Genomic DNA, 13,815 nt, shown 5'->3' with positions numbered 1-13,815 from the left:
AGAAACCACAACCTACTGAGCCTGGCTGAATGCGGGTTCCATCGTTTCGATTTCCCTGCTACCCAAACCAATCCGAGCAGCGACATTTCGCCATTGACTAGCTGCTTCTTTTACTTCAGACAGCACGGTTAATGCGGCATCTTCATTGAGTCGGAAATATGGTGCCACCTTGATTGCGGCGTCAATCGTCGCCGGTCCATCCGAACCATCAACGCTGGTACTTAAGAATTTGAGACCAGTCGCTGGATTAGGGTTCAAATCAAATGCAGGCGATAGCCTCCAAGTATCGCCACGCACATGGAGAAAGCCGTGGTTTCTCAAGTGATCATCAGTGTTGGAAATAAAAATTGAAAATACGATGCGGCGCCAGAGTTCCTCAAGTTCGGCGTTGACCTGCACAGAATGAGTTTCAATCACCTCAGCGATTTCAAGGTAACTCCGTTGCTGACCATCACTTGCTTCAAGCAATGACATCGCACTTAAGTACCCCACACGATCACCGTTTGAGCCACGGTCAAAGCGATCTATCACCAATACAGATCGCCCATCAATTTGAATCAGTGTGGTGTCGGAAACGTTAATTCCCGCGTTGCGAGCTAATTCGTACGCAACTTTTTCCCAGGCCATCACATTCCAGGTGTCACTCGCAGCGCTTGGAAATTTTGCGATGGCGATGTGCCCCCTATTTGTTTTCACGTGAGCCTTGGGTCGAGCTCCTCCAAGCGAACTGCCTACATGCACTAAACGCTCAACCTCAATGAGGGATGCATCATCGCGTTCAACGAGCGTTGCAAGCGCTAAAAGATCTGGTAACTCGATGAGATCAGGAACCCCGATTGCGTCTTGCGCTAAAAATGGACCGTCGACTATTTTTAGGCGAAGCGCACCAGCACGCAGATCATCGCGAACGCCGAGAAGATATTCCTGCTCACCGACACTTCTCCCAGCCGAATGTTCTTGCGCCGCTCGCATTCGCTCACGGCGATTTATTAATGTGCGACCCCATCGATCCGGTGAGCTGTCAGAAAAGGCACCAAAGAGCGACTGCCCTACTCGAGTCTGCTGGCTTCCTTGGATAAGCGCTAATTCAGGATCAATGGCATAGGCCAGAGGATGCGCCAGATATCTATGTGAATAGCTGAAGGTTGCCGACTCGCGATTCCCTCTGCGATGCATGTAGAGGTCCCCTACATGTACCTCGTCACTTTGCAGGTTCGTGTACACCTGAATTGGATTCATGACGATTTACCATGACGAATGCGCACGGGTAATTCTTCGTCAGCCCGCAGGCGCCCGATGTCAGTGTTGTACGGATCGAGAGCATTCACCAGGAGTTCTGTGACTCCAAGTGCTCGAGCAATTCTCAAGGTATTTTCAAGGGAAGCCCCGTGCCCATTTTCTAGGCGCGCAATAGTGGCAACACTGATCGCGGCTCGCTGCGCTACCTCATCACGAGTGAGCCTGCGCAGACGCCGCCAAGTGTTGAAATGTTCACCCAACTGCCGTTGGGCAGCAACAACAGGCAGCGGGGTTGGAGGAAAACTCGCCATGCTCGACTTTAACACAGCAAATATGCAGATTTAAACTGTTTAAATACGCATATTTGCTATTTAAAGTTTTTCAACAGGTGCGTAGCGCAGCAATAAACGCTTGACGCCTGCTGACCCAAAGTCGATGGTTGCGTCGGCCTTTTCCCCACTGCCGGCAGTACTGACCACGGTGCCCAAGCCGAACTTGCTGTGCGTGACGCGATCTCCTGCCGAAAGGTTCAGCACCGGGCCAGCATTGACCACGCGATCACCGAGGCGAAGCGCACTGCTGTTGCGTGAGGCCGTAGACGGAATGAAACTCTGACGCACCGGCTCTTCACGACGCCAATTCAATGACTCTTCAGGGATTTCATCTAGGAAGCGTGATGCCGGGTTGTATGAGGGCGCACCCCAAGCTGAACGCATCATCGAACGAGAGAGATAGAGCCGCTCGCGTGCACGAGTTATACCTACGTAGGCCAAACGACGCTCTTCTTCAAGTTCCTTGTTGTCACCCAATGAGCGCATATGCGGGAAGACGCCATCTTCCATGCCCGTCAAGAACACCACGGGGAATTCAAGACCCTTTGCGGTGTGAAGGGTCATCAAGGTGACCACACCGCCTTCACCGTCAGGAATCTGGTCAGCGTCGGCTACCAATGCAATGCGTTCAAGGAGATCCACGAGTGTTCCCTCAGGGTTATCGTCAACAAACTCCTGCGCCACCGATTCAAGCTCAGCCAAGTTCTCCAAGCGGCCCTCATCTTGTGGATCACTGGACTGGGTCAACTCTTTGACATAACCCGATTGCTCGAATACCGCCTGCAAAATTGTTGCCGCATCAGAACCTGATTCAAGAAGTGTGCGCAGGCTGCGCATCATTTCTACAAATGGCGCAATGCTGCTAATCGAGCGACTTGCCATACCTGGCGCTTCTTGAGCCCGCTCAAGTGCTTCCCAGAAGGTGATGCGTTCTCTTTGCGCAAAGGCTTCGACCATTGCTTCAGCGCGATCGCCAATGCCTCGCTTGGGAACATTCAAAATTCGGCGTAACGAAACATCATCTGCAGGGTTTGCAAGAGCACGCAAATATGCGATGGCATCTTTGACTTCCTTGCGCTCATAGAAGCGCACCCCACCGACAACCTTGTAAGGCATGCCTACACGGATAAACACATCTTCAACCGAACGCGATTGGGCGTTCGTGCGATAGAACACCGCAACATCACTTGGCTTCACTCCGTGATGATCGGTAAGCAAATCAATTTCGCCAGCAATGAACGACGCTTCATCATGTTCATCGTCGGCAACATAAGCAACGATGCGCTCCCCATCACCAGCATCAGTCCACAGATTCTTGGCACGACGACTCTGGTTGCGCGAAATGACCGCATTCGCAGCCGTCAGGATCGTTTGGGTAGATCGGTAATTTTGCTCGAGCAAAATTGTTTTTGCATTCGGGTAATCGCGTTCGAATTCTTCGATGTTGCGAATCGTGGCTCCGCGGAAGGCGTAAATCGACTGATCTGCGTCACCCACCACACACAGCTCACCAGCCTTGAGGTTTTCAGTGTCATGTCCAACGAGCTCTTTTACGAGCTGGTACTGGGCATGGTTAGTGTCCTGGTACTCGTCAACCATGATCTGACGGAAACGTCGGCGATAGTGCTCGGCAACGTCCGGGAACAACTGCAGCAGCGCAACAGTGCTGCCAATCAAGTCGTCGAAATCAAAAGCACTCGCACGACGCAAACGTTCCTGATACATCCGGTAGGCACTCGCGAGCGTTTCTTCCATTTGATTACTTGCGCGCGTTGCATAGGTTTCTTCGTCGATCAGTTCGTTCTTCAGGTTTGATACCTGCGCAAGGAAACTACGAGGCGTGAACTTCTTGGGATCCAGATCAAGATCGCGAATGACCAATGTCATCAAACGCAAGGCATCTTGTTGGTCGTAAATCGTGAAGCTACTTGAGATGCCAAGTCGCTTGGACTCAGCGCGCAGGATCCGAACACAAGCACTGTGGAAGGTCGACACCCACATGGACTTCGCCGATGGGCCAACGAGCTCGGCCACGCGTTCTTTCATCTCGCCAGCGGCTTTATTCGTGAAGGTGATCGCCAGGATTTCTCCCGGGCGAGCATCGCCCGTAGCAAGAAGATGAGCAATGCGGCGGGTCAGTACCCGAGTTTTCCCTGAGCCGGCACCTGCCACGATCAGTAGCGGGCCTCCGCGATGTTCGACAGCTGCTCGTTGTGCGTCATTGAGGCCATCGAGAAGTTCAACTGTTGAAGTCACCGATGCATCGTACGCGTCGTGACTGACGAACTCGGCAGGCGTTACTTCACGTACCCCACGAGCGTGGCAACGAACTTGGTAGCAACAGTGGAACTCACCTGAATCTTGCCGTCAGCACCCACTGGCGCAAGCACAAGCGCCGCATATTTGGCGTTGGCCATCACTGGTGCTGATCGCGTACCTGGGGACTGCCCACCTGATGCATATACCGCCAACGTGCCATCGGCCGTTGCCTTCTTGGTCTGTACGCGCAGCAACACTGCTTTGAGCTTCTTCATCCCCGGAAGGCCGAACTGGCGAGCTGCCTTGAATAACTGTGGTGTTGCCGGGTCGACCGTGCCCTGCATCATTAATTTCGGTGTCATTGGGATAACTGTTGGCGGCGTATCACTTGTTCCAAAGCCAAGCACTTCAACGCGTATCTGCACAGCAGAGGAAGGCGATGCACTCAATGTCATATCGCTGCCGTTAACCGGCACGATCATGACTGCCTTTTTCATTGCAGTCTTTGGGAACTTCACCTTTAAGGATTCAGTTGCGGTCGAACGCCCAATCCGAAGGAAACCCTTCTTCTCGGCTTCCTTGGTGGTCACGAACACCACCGCACTTCGCGCGGTTGTTGGAAGACCAGCCAGCGAAATCGTTCGAGATTCACCCGCTTGAATTGGTGCATCACTCGTCGTTTCAAATCCCACGATCGACCCAAGCGCCTGGAATTCACTTGGTTCAGGTTCAAGTGGCGGCGGGCTCGCTGGAGTGATGGTTTGCGCTGGCGCCTTTTCTGGCGCCTTCGTCACTGTCGCATTCGGTGTTGGCGTGAATACCGGCACCGCGCCCATAGGCGTTGAACCGCTCGTCGTTGTTGGTAGCGCTGCAGCTGCACCTGTGGCATCAGCCTTGTAGTAGCCCAACACTTCTACAACAACGTCAGTTGCACCCGTTGATGTGGCAATGGCAATCGTGCCGTCAGTCGAAACAGGAACAGTGGTTTCGGCACTGGCATCTGAATTCATGCCGACTTCGAATAGTGGCTGACTCTTATCTTGACCGGGAGACCACACGCGAACAGTTGCTTTTGCGTTCGATCCCTGCGCGGTAACACGCACGCGCACTGAACCAACGTTGTTTGGTGGAAGACCACCTACGCCAGCGATCTTTGGGAACAGGCGATGTGAATCGCCCGTCCATCGATCTTGTTGAAGCCTGCACCGTTGCGCAACACCAAGACCCGCGCGTGTATCCAATACACGCACTGGGCCAACAGGAATGAGTTCGCCTCGGGCTTCTGGATATTTCGTACTAGCACCAGAACTTGCGCGAGCGCAGTAGGGCGCTGTGATTGGATTTCCCGTCCACATGGAAGTGGTGCCCGCCGCACCGTCCCAAGTAAACGAAATGTGAATGTGGTTACGGTGACACGTGGTGTCAGATGACGGTTCTGGTTTTGAGAAACAACCCTTAAGTTCGGTCCAGCCGCGACTGACGTCATAGCCACGCCAAATGCGATCATTCCAACCGATGTACATCACACCCATACGCATCGCATTGCCATAAGGAATACCTGCCGCATCAGGTCCAAGCAACCAGGCCAAGTACGTCTCAGCATTAGAGCGCTCTTGGGCTTTGCGTACATCAGTCATCCAGTCGAGTGCACGACCTTCTTTGTGCTCGCTTTGATCGCCAACATCACACCCGCGCGGAATCCATACGGTCTGACTTGCGCCGTACGTGGCTTTGATCAAATCCGCTGCACGCTGGGCACCGGGTTTGATTGTTGGGTCACATGTTTGTTGGCCTTCATAGGTAGGAGCAATGTCGACCACGGGCGCCACGGGCGCGGGATTCGTCGGCACTGGTGCCGCGGGTAGCCCCACACCCGGAACAGGCGGTCCGCCAACGACACCTGTCCAGTTGTTCGAAGTCCACCCAGAATCGGCCGCTTGCGCCAACGGCGCGGTCGCGACGAGTAACGTTGCTGCCAGAACCGCCGAGGTCAGCGCGCGAACGCCATGAGGGCGTCGTCGAGTAGACAGGGCAAAATGCCCGTGGCGGGGAAGCACCCGCCTATGGTGTCACGAAAGTGGCCCATGTGACGAATGTGACGAGTGGGATTTAGGCCTCAATCATGTGATCGGGGTCACATTGGAGAAAAGAGTTGCTCATGCTGGATGGAATTGAACGCGTTCTTGTGGTGACTGCTCATCCAGACGATGTGGACTTCGGGGCTGCTGGCACCGTCGCTACCTTGACCGCTGCTGGCATCCAGGTGAGTTACTGCATCGCGACTAATGGCGATGCCGGCGGCTTTGACCCTGATGTTCCCCGCTCCGAGATCCCCAAAATCCGCCAAGCTGAGCAAACCGCGGCCGCTGCCATCCTCGGCGTCACCGATCTGCACTTCCTGGGATACACGGATGGCGAGCTCACAGTTACCCATGATTTACGCCGCGACATCAGCCGGGTCATTCGTCAGGTGCGTCCTCAACTGATGATCATTCAGTCTCCTGAACGCAATTGGGCTCGCATGCCCGCTTCACACCCCGATCATCTCGCAGCAGGCGAAGCGGCGATTTTTGCCATCTACCCCGATGCGCGCAATCAGTTCGCACATACATCGCTCTTTGACGATGAAGGCCTGGAGCCTTGGACCGTGCATCACGTCTGGGTCATGGCTGGACCAAATCTCGATCACTACATCGACATCACTGATCATTTCGATCGCAAACTCGCTGCCCTCAAGGCCCATGAAAGTCAAACAGCGCACATTGAAGGATTCGATGACTTCATTCGCGGTTGGAATGCAGGCACAGCAAAGGCGGCCGACTTTGCAGAAGGCCGCCTCGCTGAAGGGTTCTTAAAGGTTCAAATCCCTTAAGGATTACCAGAAAACTGCAAGCACCACGTTCAACAAGGTGAGTGCACCGATAGCGCCCCACAGCCCAACCTGTGGCGCAGGCTTCTTGCGACCTACCCAAGCAAGGGCTGTGATGATCAAAACAACGATGAGCTTGGTACCAATCTTGCTCATGTTCAACGGCTCTTCTTCGTCGAGCGCGCCTGACTCAACGATGCCCACCATCAAAACGCCAGTGACTAACTGAGTAAGTGCGCCATGAAGCATCGCTGGGTTGACGCCTTTATCTGGGCTCTTCATTTGCACGATAAAGCCACCGAGCAAACTTGCCAGACCCACAAAGTGCAGAACAACAATGAGATTAAAAATGAATTCCATAGACTGACTGTAATGGTTCAAACAGCGTTCACTTGTTAACTTGACACAACAACATCCGTGTTGAGACTCGCTGAATTACTCCCATTCAATAGTGCCCGGCGGCTTGCTCGTAATATCGAGCACCACTCGGTTCACTTCGCGCACTTCGTTGGTAATACGCGTAGATATTCGTTCAAGTACCTCGTATGGCAAGCGCGACCAGTCGGCAGTCATCGCATCTTCACTCGAGACCGGGCGTAACACAATTGGATGACCATAGGTTCGGCCGTCACCTTGCACGCCAACGGAGCGCACATCGGCAAGCAGCACCACCGGGAACTGCCAAACATCACGGTCAAGACCTGCAGCCGTGAGCTCTTCACGCGCAATTGCATCAGCATCGCGCAGAATTTCAAGACGATCTTCATCGATCGCGCCGACAATTCGAATCGCTAGGCCCGGGCCTGGGAAGGGATGACGCCAAACAATCTCTGGAGGCAAACCAAGATCAAGACCAACTTGGCGCACTTCATCCTTGAACAAGGTGCGCAATGGTTCGATCAGTTTGAACTGAAGATCATCAGGCAGGCCGCCGACATTGTGATGGCTCTTGATGTTGGCAGTTCCGGTGCCACCACCCGATTCAACAACGTCTGGGTAGAGAGTGCCTTGCACCAACCACTCAACCTTTTCACCCGATGCGCCAGCCTCAGCAATAACTTCACGCTCTGCTGCCTCGAACACGCGAATGAATTCACGTCCAATGATTTTGCGCTTCTGCTCTGGATCAATCACTCCTGCAAGGTGATTCAAGAATTGTTCTTTTGCATCCACCACAACGAGTTTGATACCTGTAGCTGCTACATAGTCTTCTTCAACCTGCTCTGCTTCACCCTTACGAAGCAAACCATGATCAACGAACACGCAGGTGAGCTGATCCCCTACTGCTTTATGCACCAATGCTGCAGCAACAGCTGAATCAACACCGCCGGATAGACCACAGATAACTCGGCCAGTGCCAACCTTTTCGCGGATGATTGCAACTTGCTCGTCGATCACATTCGACATGGTCCAGGTTGGTTCAAGCCCTGCAATGTTGCGCAGGAAATTCACGAGGATGGTTTGACCATGCTCACTATGGAGCACTTCTGGGTGATACTGAACGCCTGCCATTTTTCGTTCAAGATTTTCGAAGGCGGCAACGGGTGCACCAGGCGTACTTGCGGCAATCGTGAAACCTTCAGGCGCAACACTGACGCCATCGCCATGTGACATCCATACCTGATGGGTCGCTGGGATTCCTTCGAAAAGTTTTCCTGATGCACTCACCGTGAGCGGAGTACGGCCATATTCTCGACCGCCAGTGTTTTCTACCGTGCCACCAAGTGCTTGAGCCATTGCTTGGAAGCCGTAGCAAATGCCAAATACTGGAACACCCAGTTCAAGAATCGCTGGGTCCAGAGAAGGTGCACCTTCGTCATAAACAGATGAAGGCCCACCACTCAACACGATGGCAGATGGGGCTTTCGCCTGCACTTCTGCCGCAGTGATGGTGTGCGGAACGATTTCGGAATACACCTTGCCTTCGCGCACGCGGCGAGCAATGAGTTGCGCATACTGCGCACCGAAGTCAACGACGAGAACTGTTGGCTGTGCACTCACCTGTATTGCCTAACGTTGAAGGAACAAACTTACGAACTAAACGCACCCATAAAACCGAAGATGACCAAAATGAGGCCATTAATCACCACACCTAAAATCACGGTGATCTTGAGCCATCGACGAGCCAAATTACTTGACCTACTTGCAGCGTCAAGATCGCCTCGATCGACAGCAGCCATTGTTTTGATCGAGAAGATCAACGCCACAATGCCAAGCGGAAAGAAGCACAACGCGGTTGCCGCGACAGCCCACCAGAGGTAGGTGCGTGGCGCAGCGTTTGCGACTACTTCCACTTCATCCATGGTCGTGATTAACCAATGACCATTTCAACGCGCTGGAATTCCTTGAGATCGCTGTAGCCCGTGGTTGCCATTGCCTTACGCAGTGCACCAGCAATATTCATCGTGCCATCAGCTTGGCGACTAGGACCATGAAGAACTTCAGCGAAGGTGCCTGACTGCTCCAAGGTGTTGCGCTTACCGCGAGGCAAATGTGGATGCCAGGCTTCGGCGCCCCAGTGCGTGCCATTGCCTGGCGCATCAGTTGCACGGGCAAGTACAGAGCCGAGCATTGCCGCGTCAGCACCACAAGCGAATGCCTTCACAATGTCGCCACTTCGACCAAGGCCACCATCGGCAATTACATGCACATAACGGCCACCTGATTCGTCAAGGTAATCGCGACGAGCTGCAGCTACGTCAGCGATCGCACTTGCCATAGGCACACGGACACCCAGGACGTCAGAAGTTGTTGAGTCTGATGTTCCACCAAAGCCCACGAGTACGCCAGCTGCTCCTGTACGCATCAAGTGCAGCGCGGCTTGGTAGGTCGCACAACCGCCAACGATCACTGGCGCATCAAGGTCATAAATGAACTGCTTGAGGTTCAGCGGTTCACCATCGGCCGTGACATGCTCCGCGGACACTGTGGTTCCACGAATCACTACGAGATCAGCGCCTGCTTTTGAAACAACAGGAGCAAGAGCAGCTGTTGCCTGCGGGCTTACTGCAACGGCAACGGTGATGCCCGCTGCTTTAAGTTCAGCAACGCGCTGTGCAACAAGCTCTGGATTTACTGTCGCTGCTGCGTAAATTTCCTGAAGGCGCTTGGTTGCTTTCTCTGCGGGAAGTGAAGCAATCTCTGCAAGCAACTTCGTTGGGTCTTCATAACGACCCCAAAGGCCTTCAACATTCAAGGTTGCCAACATGCCAAGCTCACTCAGAGTCTGGGCAGACGCTGGCGAAACAATGGAGTCCATTGGTGCTGCAATGAATGGCAATTTGAACTGGTACGCATCAATGTTCCAGTTAGTGGAAACACCTTGAGGGTCACGAGTGCGTCGGCTTGGAGCAATCGCTACTTCATCAAAGGTGTAGCCACGGCGGGCACGCTTGGTCCCACCAATCTCAATGGTGTCCACTTGGTTTCCTTATCGACCGGTGTAGTTCGGAGCTTCAATGGTCATCTGCACATCGTGTGGATGTGATTCACGTAGACCTGCGGAAGTAATACGTACAAAGCGACCACGTGCATGCAACTCAGGAACATTTTGCGCTCCTGAGTAACCCATTGCTGCACGCAAGCCACCAACAAGCTGGTGAGCAACCGCGGTCAGTGGCCCGCGGTAAGGGACCAATCCTTCAATGCCTTCAGGGACGAGCTTGTCGTCACTGAGCACATCGTCTTGGAAGTAACGGTCCTTGCTGTACGAGCGCGCTTCGCCACGAGACTGCATTGCACCAAGGGAACCCATGCCGCGGTAAGACTTGAACTGCTTGCCCCCGATGAACACCACGTCTCCTGGTGCTTCTTCAGTACCAGCGAGCAATGATCCGAGCATTACAACATCTGCGCCAGCAACAAGTGCTTTAGCGATATCGCCTGAGTACTGAAGCCCACCGTCACCAATGACAGGAACGCCTGCAGGACCAGCAGCAAGGGATGCTTCGTAAATTGCTGAGACTTGAGGAACACCAACGCCGGCAACTACACGAGTGGTGCAAATGGATCCTGGGCCAACACCAACCTTCACGCCATCAGCACCTGCATCGATGAGTGCTTGCGCACCTTCACGAGTTGCAACGTTGCCGCCGATGATGTCAATACTCGTTTGACCTTTGAGTAAACGCACCATGTCTGCGACTGCGCGTGAGTGACCGTGAGCCGTGTCAACAACCAAAAAGTCAACGCCTGCTTCGATCAAAGATTTCGCGCGGCGCTCTGCGTCTTCACCAACACCAACAGCAGCACCAACAACTAAGCGACCGACTGAATCCTTTGTTGCATTTGGGTATTTGTCCGTCTTGACAAAGTCTTTGACCGTAAACAATCCGCGCAAGCGACCACTCTCATCAACCAACGGCAGCTTCTCAACCTTGTGCGAAGCAAGAATGTTGAGTGCATCATTTGGATCAATACCGGCTGGTGCGGTGATGAGTGGCATGCGAGTCATCACTTCATGAACCTGACGCTGCATGTTGTCTTCGAAACGCATGTCGCGGTTGGTCACGATACCCACGAGAATTCCGTCGGCATCAACGACAGGAACACCGGAAATGCGGAAACGTCCACACAAGCGATCAACATCTTCAAGTGTGTCATTCGGCAAACAGGTAACAGGGTGGCTCACCATGCCAGCTTCGCTGCGCTTGACCATATCGACCTGAAGGGCTTGCTCTTCGATGGAAAGGTTGCGGTGGAGCACACCGACGCCACCAAGCCGTGCCATGGCGATTGCCATACGCGCTTCGGTAACGGTGTCCATGGCACTAGAAATCAGCGGCACTTTCACACTGATATTTCTAGACACGCGTGAGGTGGTGTCGACCTCGCTTGGAACCACATCGGACTCGGCTGGCAACAGCAGCACATCGTCATAGGTCAAACCCAAATATGCGAACTTGTCAGCCACTCCGCCAGTCATGGGCTAAGGCTACCGGCCTCGTGGAGTGCTCAAACCAACCCTAGAAATACTGAAGGCGGCTCCCGTGAGGAAGCCGCCTTCAGTGTGAGGTTTTTCTCTAGTGCGCGTGCCCACCTGGGCCATGGCTGTGGCCATGTCCACCGTGACCGGCATCTTCTTGCTCTTCACGCTTCTCGACCACGAGGGCCTCGGTTGTGAGGAGCATGGCTGCGATTGAAGCCGCGTTGACCAGAGCTGAACGGGTCACCTTGACTGGGTCGATCACGCCATCAGCGATGAGGTCGCCATAGGTGTCAGTGGCTGCGTTGTAGCCCTGGCCCACAGGAAGTTCCTGGACCTTAGAGACCACGACGTAGCCCTGCTCGCCTGCGTTTTCTGCGATCCAGCGAAGTGGTTCCAGGCCTGCGCGAGCAACGATGCCCACACCAGTTGCTTCGTCGCCTTCTAGGCCAAGGTTGCCCTTGAGTACAGTGACTGCCTGCACGAGTGCAGCGCCGCCGCCAGAAACAATGCCTTCGTCAATTGCAGCGCGAGTTGCTGACACTGCATCTTCGATGCGGTGCTTCTTTTCTTTCAGTTCAACTTCGGTGTGTGCGCCAACCTTGATCACAACAACGCCGCCGCTGAGCTTGGCAAGACGCTCTTGAAGCTTCTCGCGATCCCAATCGGAATCAACGGTGTCGATTTCACGACGCAACTGAGCAATGCGATCGGCAACAGCACTTGAGTCGCCGCCACCATCAACGATGGTGGTTGCATCCTTGGTGATGACGATGCGACGAGCTGAGCCAAGAACCTCAAGACCAGCTTGGTCTAGCTTCAGGCCAACTTCTGGAGCAACAACCTGTGCGCCGGTGAGCGTTGCGATGTCTTCGAGGATTGCCTTGCGACGATCACCGAAAGCAGGAGCCTTCACAGCTGCTGATGCGAAGGTGCCACGAATACGGTTCACCACGAGGGTTGAAAGTGCTTCGCCTTCAACATCTTCAGCGATGATCAACAGTGGCTTGCCGGTCTGCATAACCTTTTCAAGCAATGGCAACAACTCTTGGACGCTAGAAACCTTGCCCTGAACGATCAGGATGCGTGCATCTTCAAGCACTGCTTCCATGCGCTCTGCATCGGTGACCATGTACTGAGAGATGTAACCCTTGTCGAACTGCATGCCTTCAGTGAATTCAAGCTCTACCTGAGTGGTGCTTGATTCTTCAACTGAGATCACGCCGTCTTTGCCGACCTTGTCGAATGCGTCAGCAATCAAATTACCGATTTCGCGGTCTTGGCTGGAAACAGTCGCGACGTTGGCAATTTCTTCCTTGCCATTGACTGGGCGGGATGCCTCATGCAGCGCATCGGACACGGCCTTCACAGCCTTGTCGATACCGCGCTTGAGATCCATTGGTGATGCGCCAGCAGCAACCTGCTTCAAACCTTCGCGAACCATTGCTTGTGCAAGCACGGTTGCAGTGGTGGTGCCATCGCCTGCGATGTCGTTGGTCTTGGTTGCTACTTCCTTGGCCAGCTGGGCACCGAGGTTTTCGTACGGGTCATCAAGTTCTATTTCGCGAGCAATCGTGACGCCGTCGTTCGTGATGGTGGGAGCGCCCCACTTCTTATCAATAACGACGTTGCGGCCCTTTGGACCAATGGTGACGCGGACTGCGTCAGCAAGGGCATTTACGCCGCGCTCGAGGCTGCGACGAGCATCCTCATCAAATTCCAGGATCTTTGCCATGCGTGTTCACTCCCAAATGGATTGCATTGGATTGCTATGAACGAAGCGCCCCGCCCCGGTAGGCCGGATCGGGGCGCTTCGCGAAGAGATTTACTTTTCGACGATTGCGAGGATGTCGCGGGCTGAGAGCAGCAAGTACTCCTGGCCGTTGTACTTCACTTCAGTGCCGCCGTACTTGCTGTAGATCACAACGTCGCCGACCTTGACGTCAAGCGGAATGCGCTTGGCGCCAGCGTCGTCAAAACGACCGGGACCTACTGCGATAACGGTGCCTTCCTGAGGCTTTTCCTTCGCAGTGTCTGGAATAACGAGGCCTGATGCAGTGGTCTGCTCAGCTTCGAGTGTCTGAACGAGGATGCGATCCTCAAGGGGCTTAATTGTGACCGACACGGTTACGTCCTCCGGATAGTCGGTGAGGCCCTTTTTAGGGGGCGAAACGGTTAGGTCTTTTGGCACT

Annotated in this window: 12 protein-coding genes; 1 reads left to right on the top strand and 11 read right to left on the bottom strand. The window is 54.0% G+C overall.

The window, feature by feature from the left end; genetic code table 11:
* Positions 1–12: 12 nt before the first annotated feature.
* The 4 genes from PHN51_06445 to PHN51_06430 are packed head-to-tail and all read right to left on the bottom strand — an operon-like array spanning position 13 to position 5,887.
* Positions 13–1,239, bottom strand: a complete 1,227-nt coding sequence (locus PHN51_06445; protein MDD2818418.1) for a HipA domain-containing protein — start codon at positions 1,237–1,239, stop codon at positions 13–15.
* On the bottom strand, positions 1,236–1,550 hold the full coding sequence (locus PHN51_06440) for a helix-turn-helix transcriptional regulator (GenBank protein ID MDD2818417.1): 315 nt from the start codon (positions 1,548–1,550) through the stop codon (positions 1,236–1,238). The genes PHN51_06445 and PHN51_06440 overlap by 4 nt, the downstream gene beginning before the upstream one ends.
* 60 nt (positions 1,551–1,610) lie before the next feature.
* Positions 1,611–3,827, bottom strand: coding sequence for a DNA helicase PcrA (pcrA, locus tag PHN51_06435; GenBank protein MDD2818416.1), 2,217 nt, complete (start codon positions 3,825–3,827; stop codon positions 1,611–1,613).
* A 41-nt stretch (positions 3,828–3,868) separates the two neighbouring features.
* The gene (locus tag PHN51_06430; protein ID MDD2818415.1) at positions 3,869–5,887 is read right to left on the bottom strand and encodes a hypothetical protein; all 2,019 of its coding nucleotides are present in this window, start codon (positions 5,885–5,887) and stop codon (positions 3,869–3,871) included.
* 101 nt (positions 5,888–5,988) lie between these two features.
* Between PHN51_06430 and PHN51_06425 the strand changes: the two genes are divergently transcribed.
* Positions 5,989–6,702: a PIG-L family deacetylase gene (locus PHN51_06425; protein ID MDD2818414.1), complete on the top strand. Its 714-nt coding sequence runs from the start codon at positions 5,989–5,991 to the stop codon at positions 6,700–6,702.
* A gap of 3 nt (positions 6,703–6,705) precedes the next feature.
* Here PHN51_06425 and PHN51_06420 read toward each other — a convergent pair whose 3' ends face one another.
* From PHN51_06420 to groES, 7 genes are all read right to left on the bottom strand, one after another.
* On the bottom strand, positions 6,706–7,059 hold the full coding sequence (locus tag PHN51_06420; GenBank protein ID MDD2818413.1) for a hypothetical protein: 354 nt from the start codon (positions 7,057–7,059) through the stop codon (positions 6,706–6,708).
* 75 nt (positions 7,060–7,134) lie between these two features.
* Positions 7,135–8,700 carry a glutamine-hydrolyzing GMP synthase gene (gene guaA / locus PHN51_06415; protein ID MDD2818412.1) on the bottom strand — a complete coding sequence of 522 codons (1,566 nt, stop codon included), beginning with the start codon at positions 8,698–8,700 and terminating at the stop codon, positions 7,135–7,137.
* A 29-nt stretch (positions 8,701–8,729) separates the two neighbouring features.
* Positions 8,730–9,002 (bottom strand): CD225/dispanin family protein, encoded by a 273-nt coding sequence (locus PHN51_06410; protein ID MDD2818411.1) that lies wholly within the window; start codon positions 9,000–9,002, stop codon positions 8,730–8,732.
* An 8-nt stretch (positions 9,003–9,010) separates the two neighbouring features.
* Complete coding sequence (locus tag PHN51_06405) at positions 9,011–10,120, bottom strand: GuaB3 family IMP dehydrogenase-related protein (protein ID MDD2818410.1); 1,110 nt, start codon at positions 10,118–10,120, stop codon at positions 9,011–9,013.
* Between the two features lie 9 nt (positions 10,121–10,129).
* A complete protein-coding gene (gene guaB / locus PHN51_06400; protein ID MDD2818409.1) occupies positions 10,130–11,623 on the bottom strand; it encodes an IMP dehydrogenase in 1,494 nt (497 codons plus the stop codon).
* A gap of 97 nt (positions 11,624–11,720) precedes the next feature.
* On the bottom strand, positions 11,721–13,358 hold the full coding sequence (gene groL, locus PHN51_06395) for a chaperonin GroEL (protein MDD2818408.1): 1,638 nt from the start codon (positions 13,356–13,358) through the stop codon (positions 11,721–11,723).
* A 90-nt stretch (positions 13,359–13,448) separates the two neighbouring features.
* The gene (gene groES, locus PHN51_06390; GenBank protein MDD2818407.1) at positions 13,449–13,748 is read right to left on the bottom strand and encodes a co-chaperone GroES; all 300 of its coding nucleotides are present in this window, start codon (positions 13,746–13,748) and stop codon (positions 13,449–13,451) included.
* Positions 13,749–13,815 lie beyond the last annotated feature (67 nt).

The organism is Candidatus Nanopelagicales bacterium (assembly GCA_028687755.1).
Classification (GTDB): domain Bacteria; phylum Actinomycetota; class Actinomycetes; order S36-B12; family S36-B12; genus UBA11398.
This window is presented reverse-complemented; position numbering and strand designations above follow the sequence as displayed.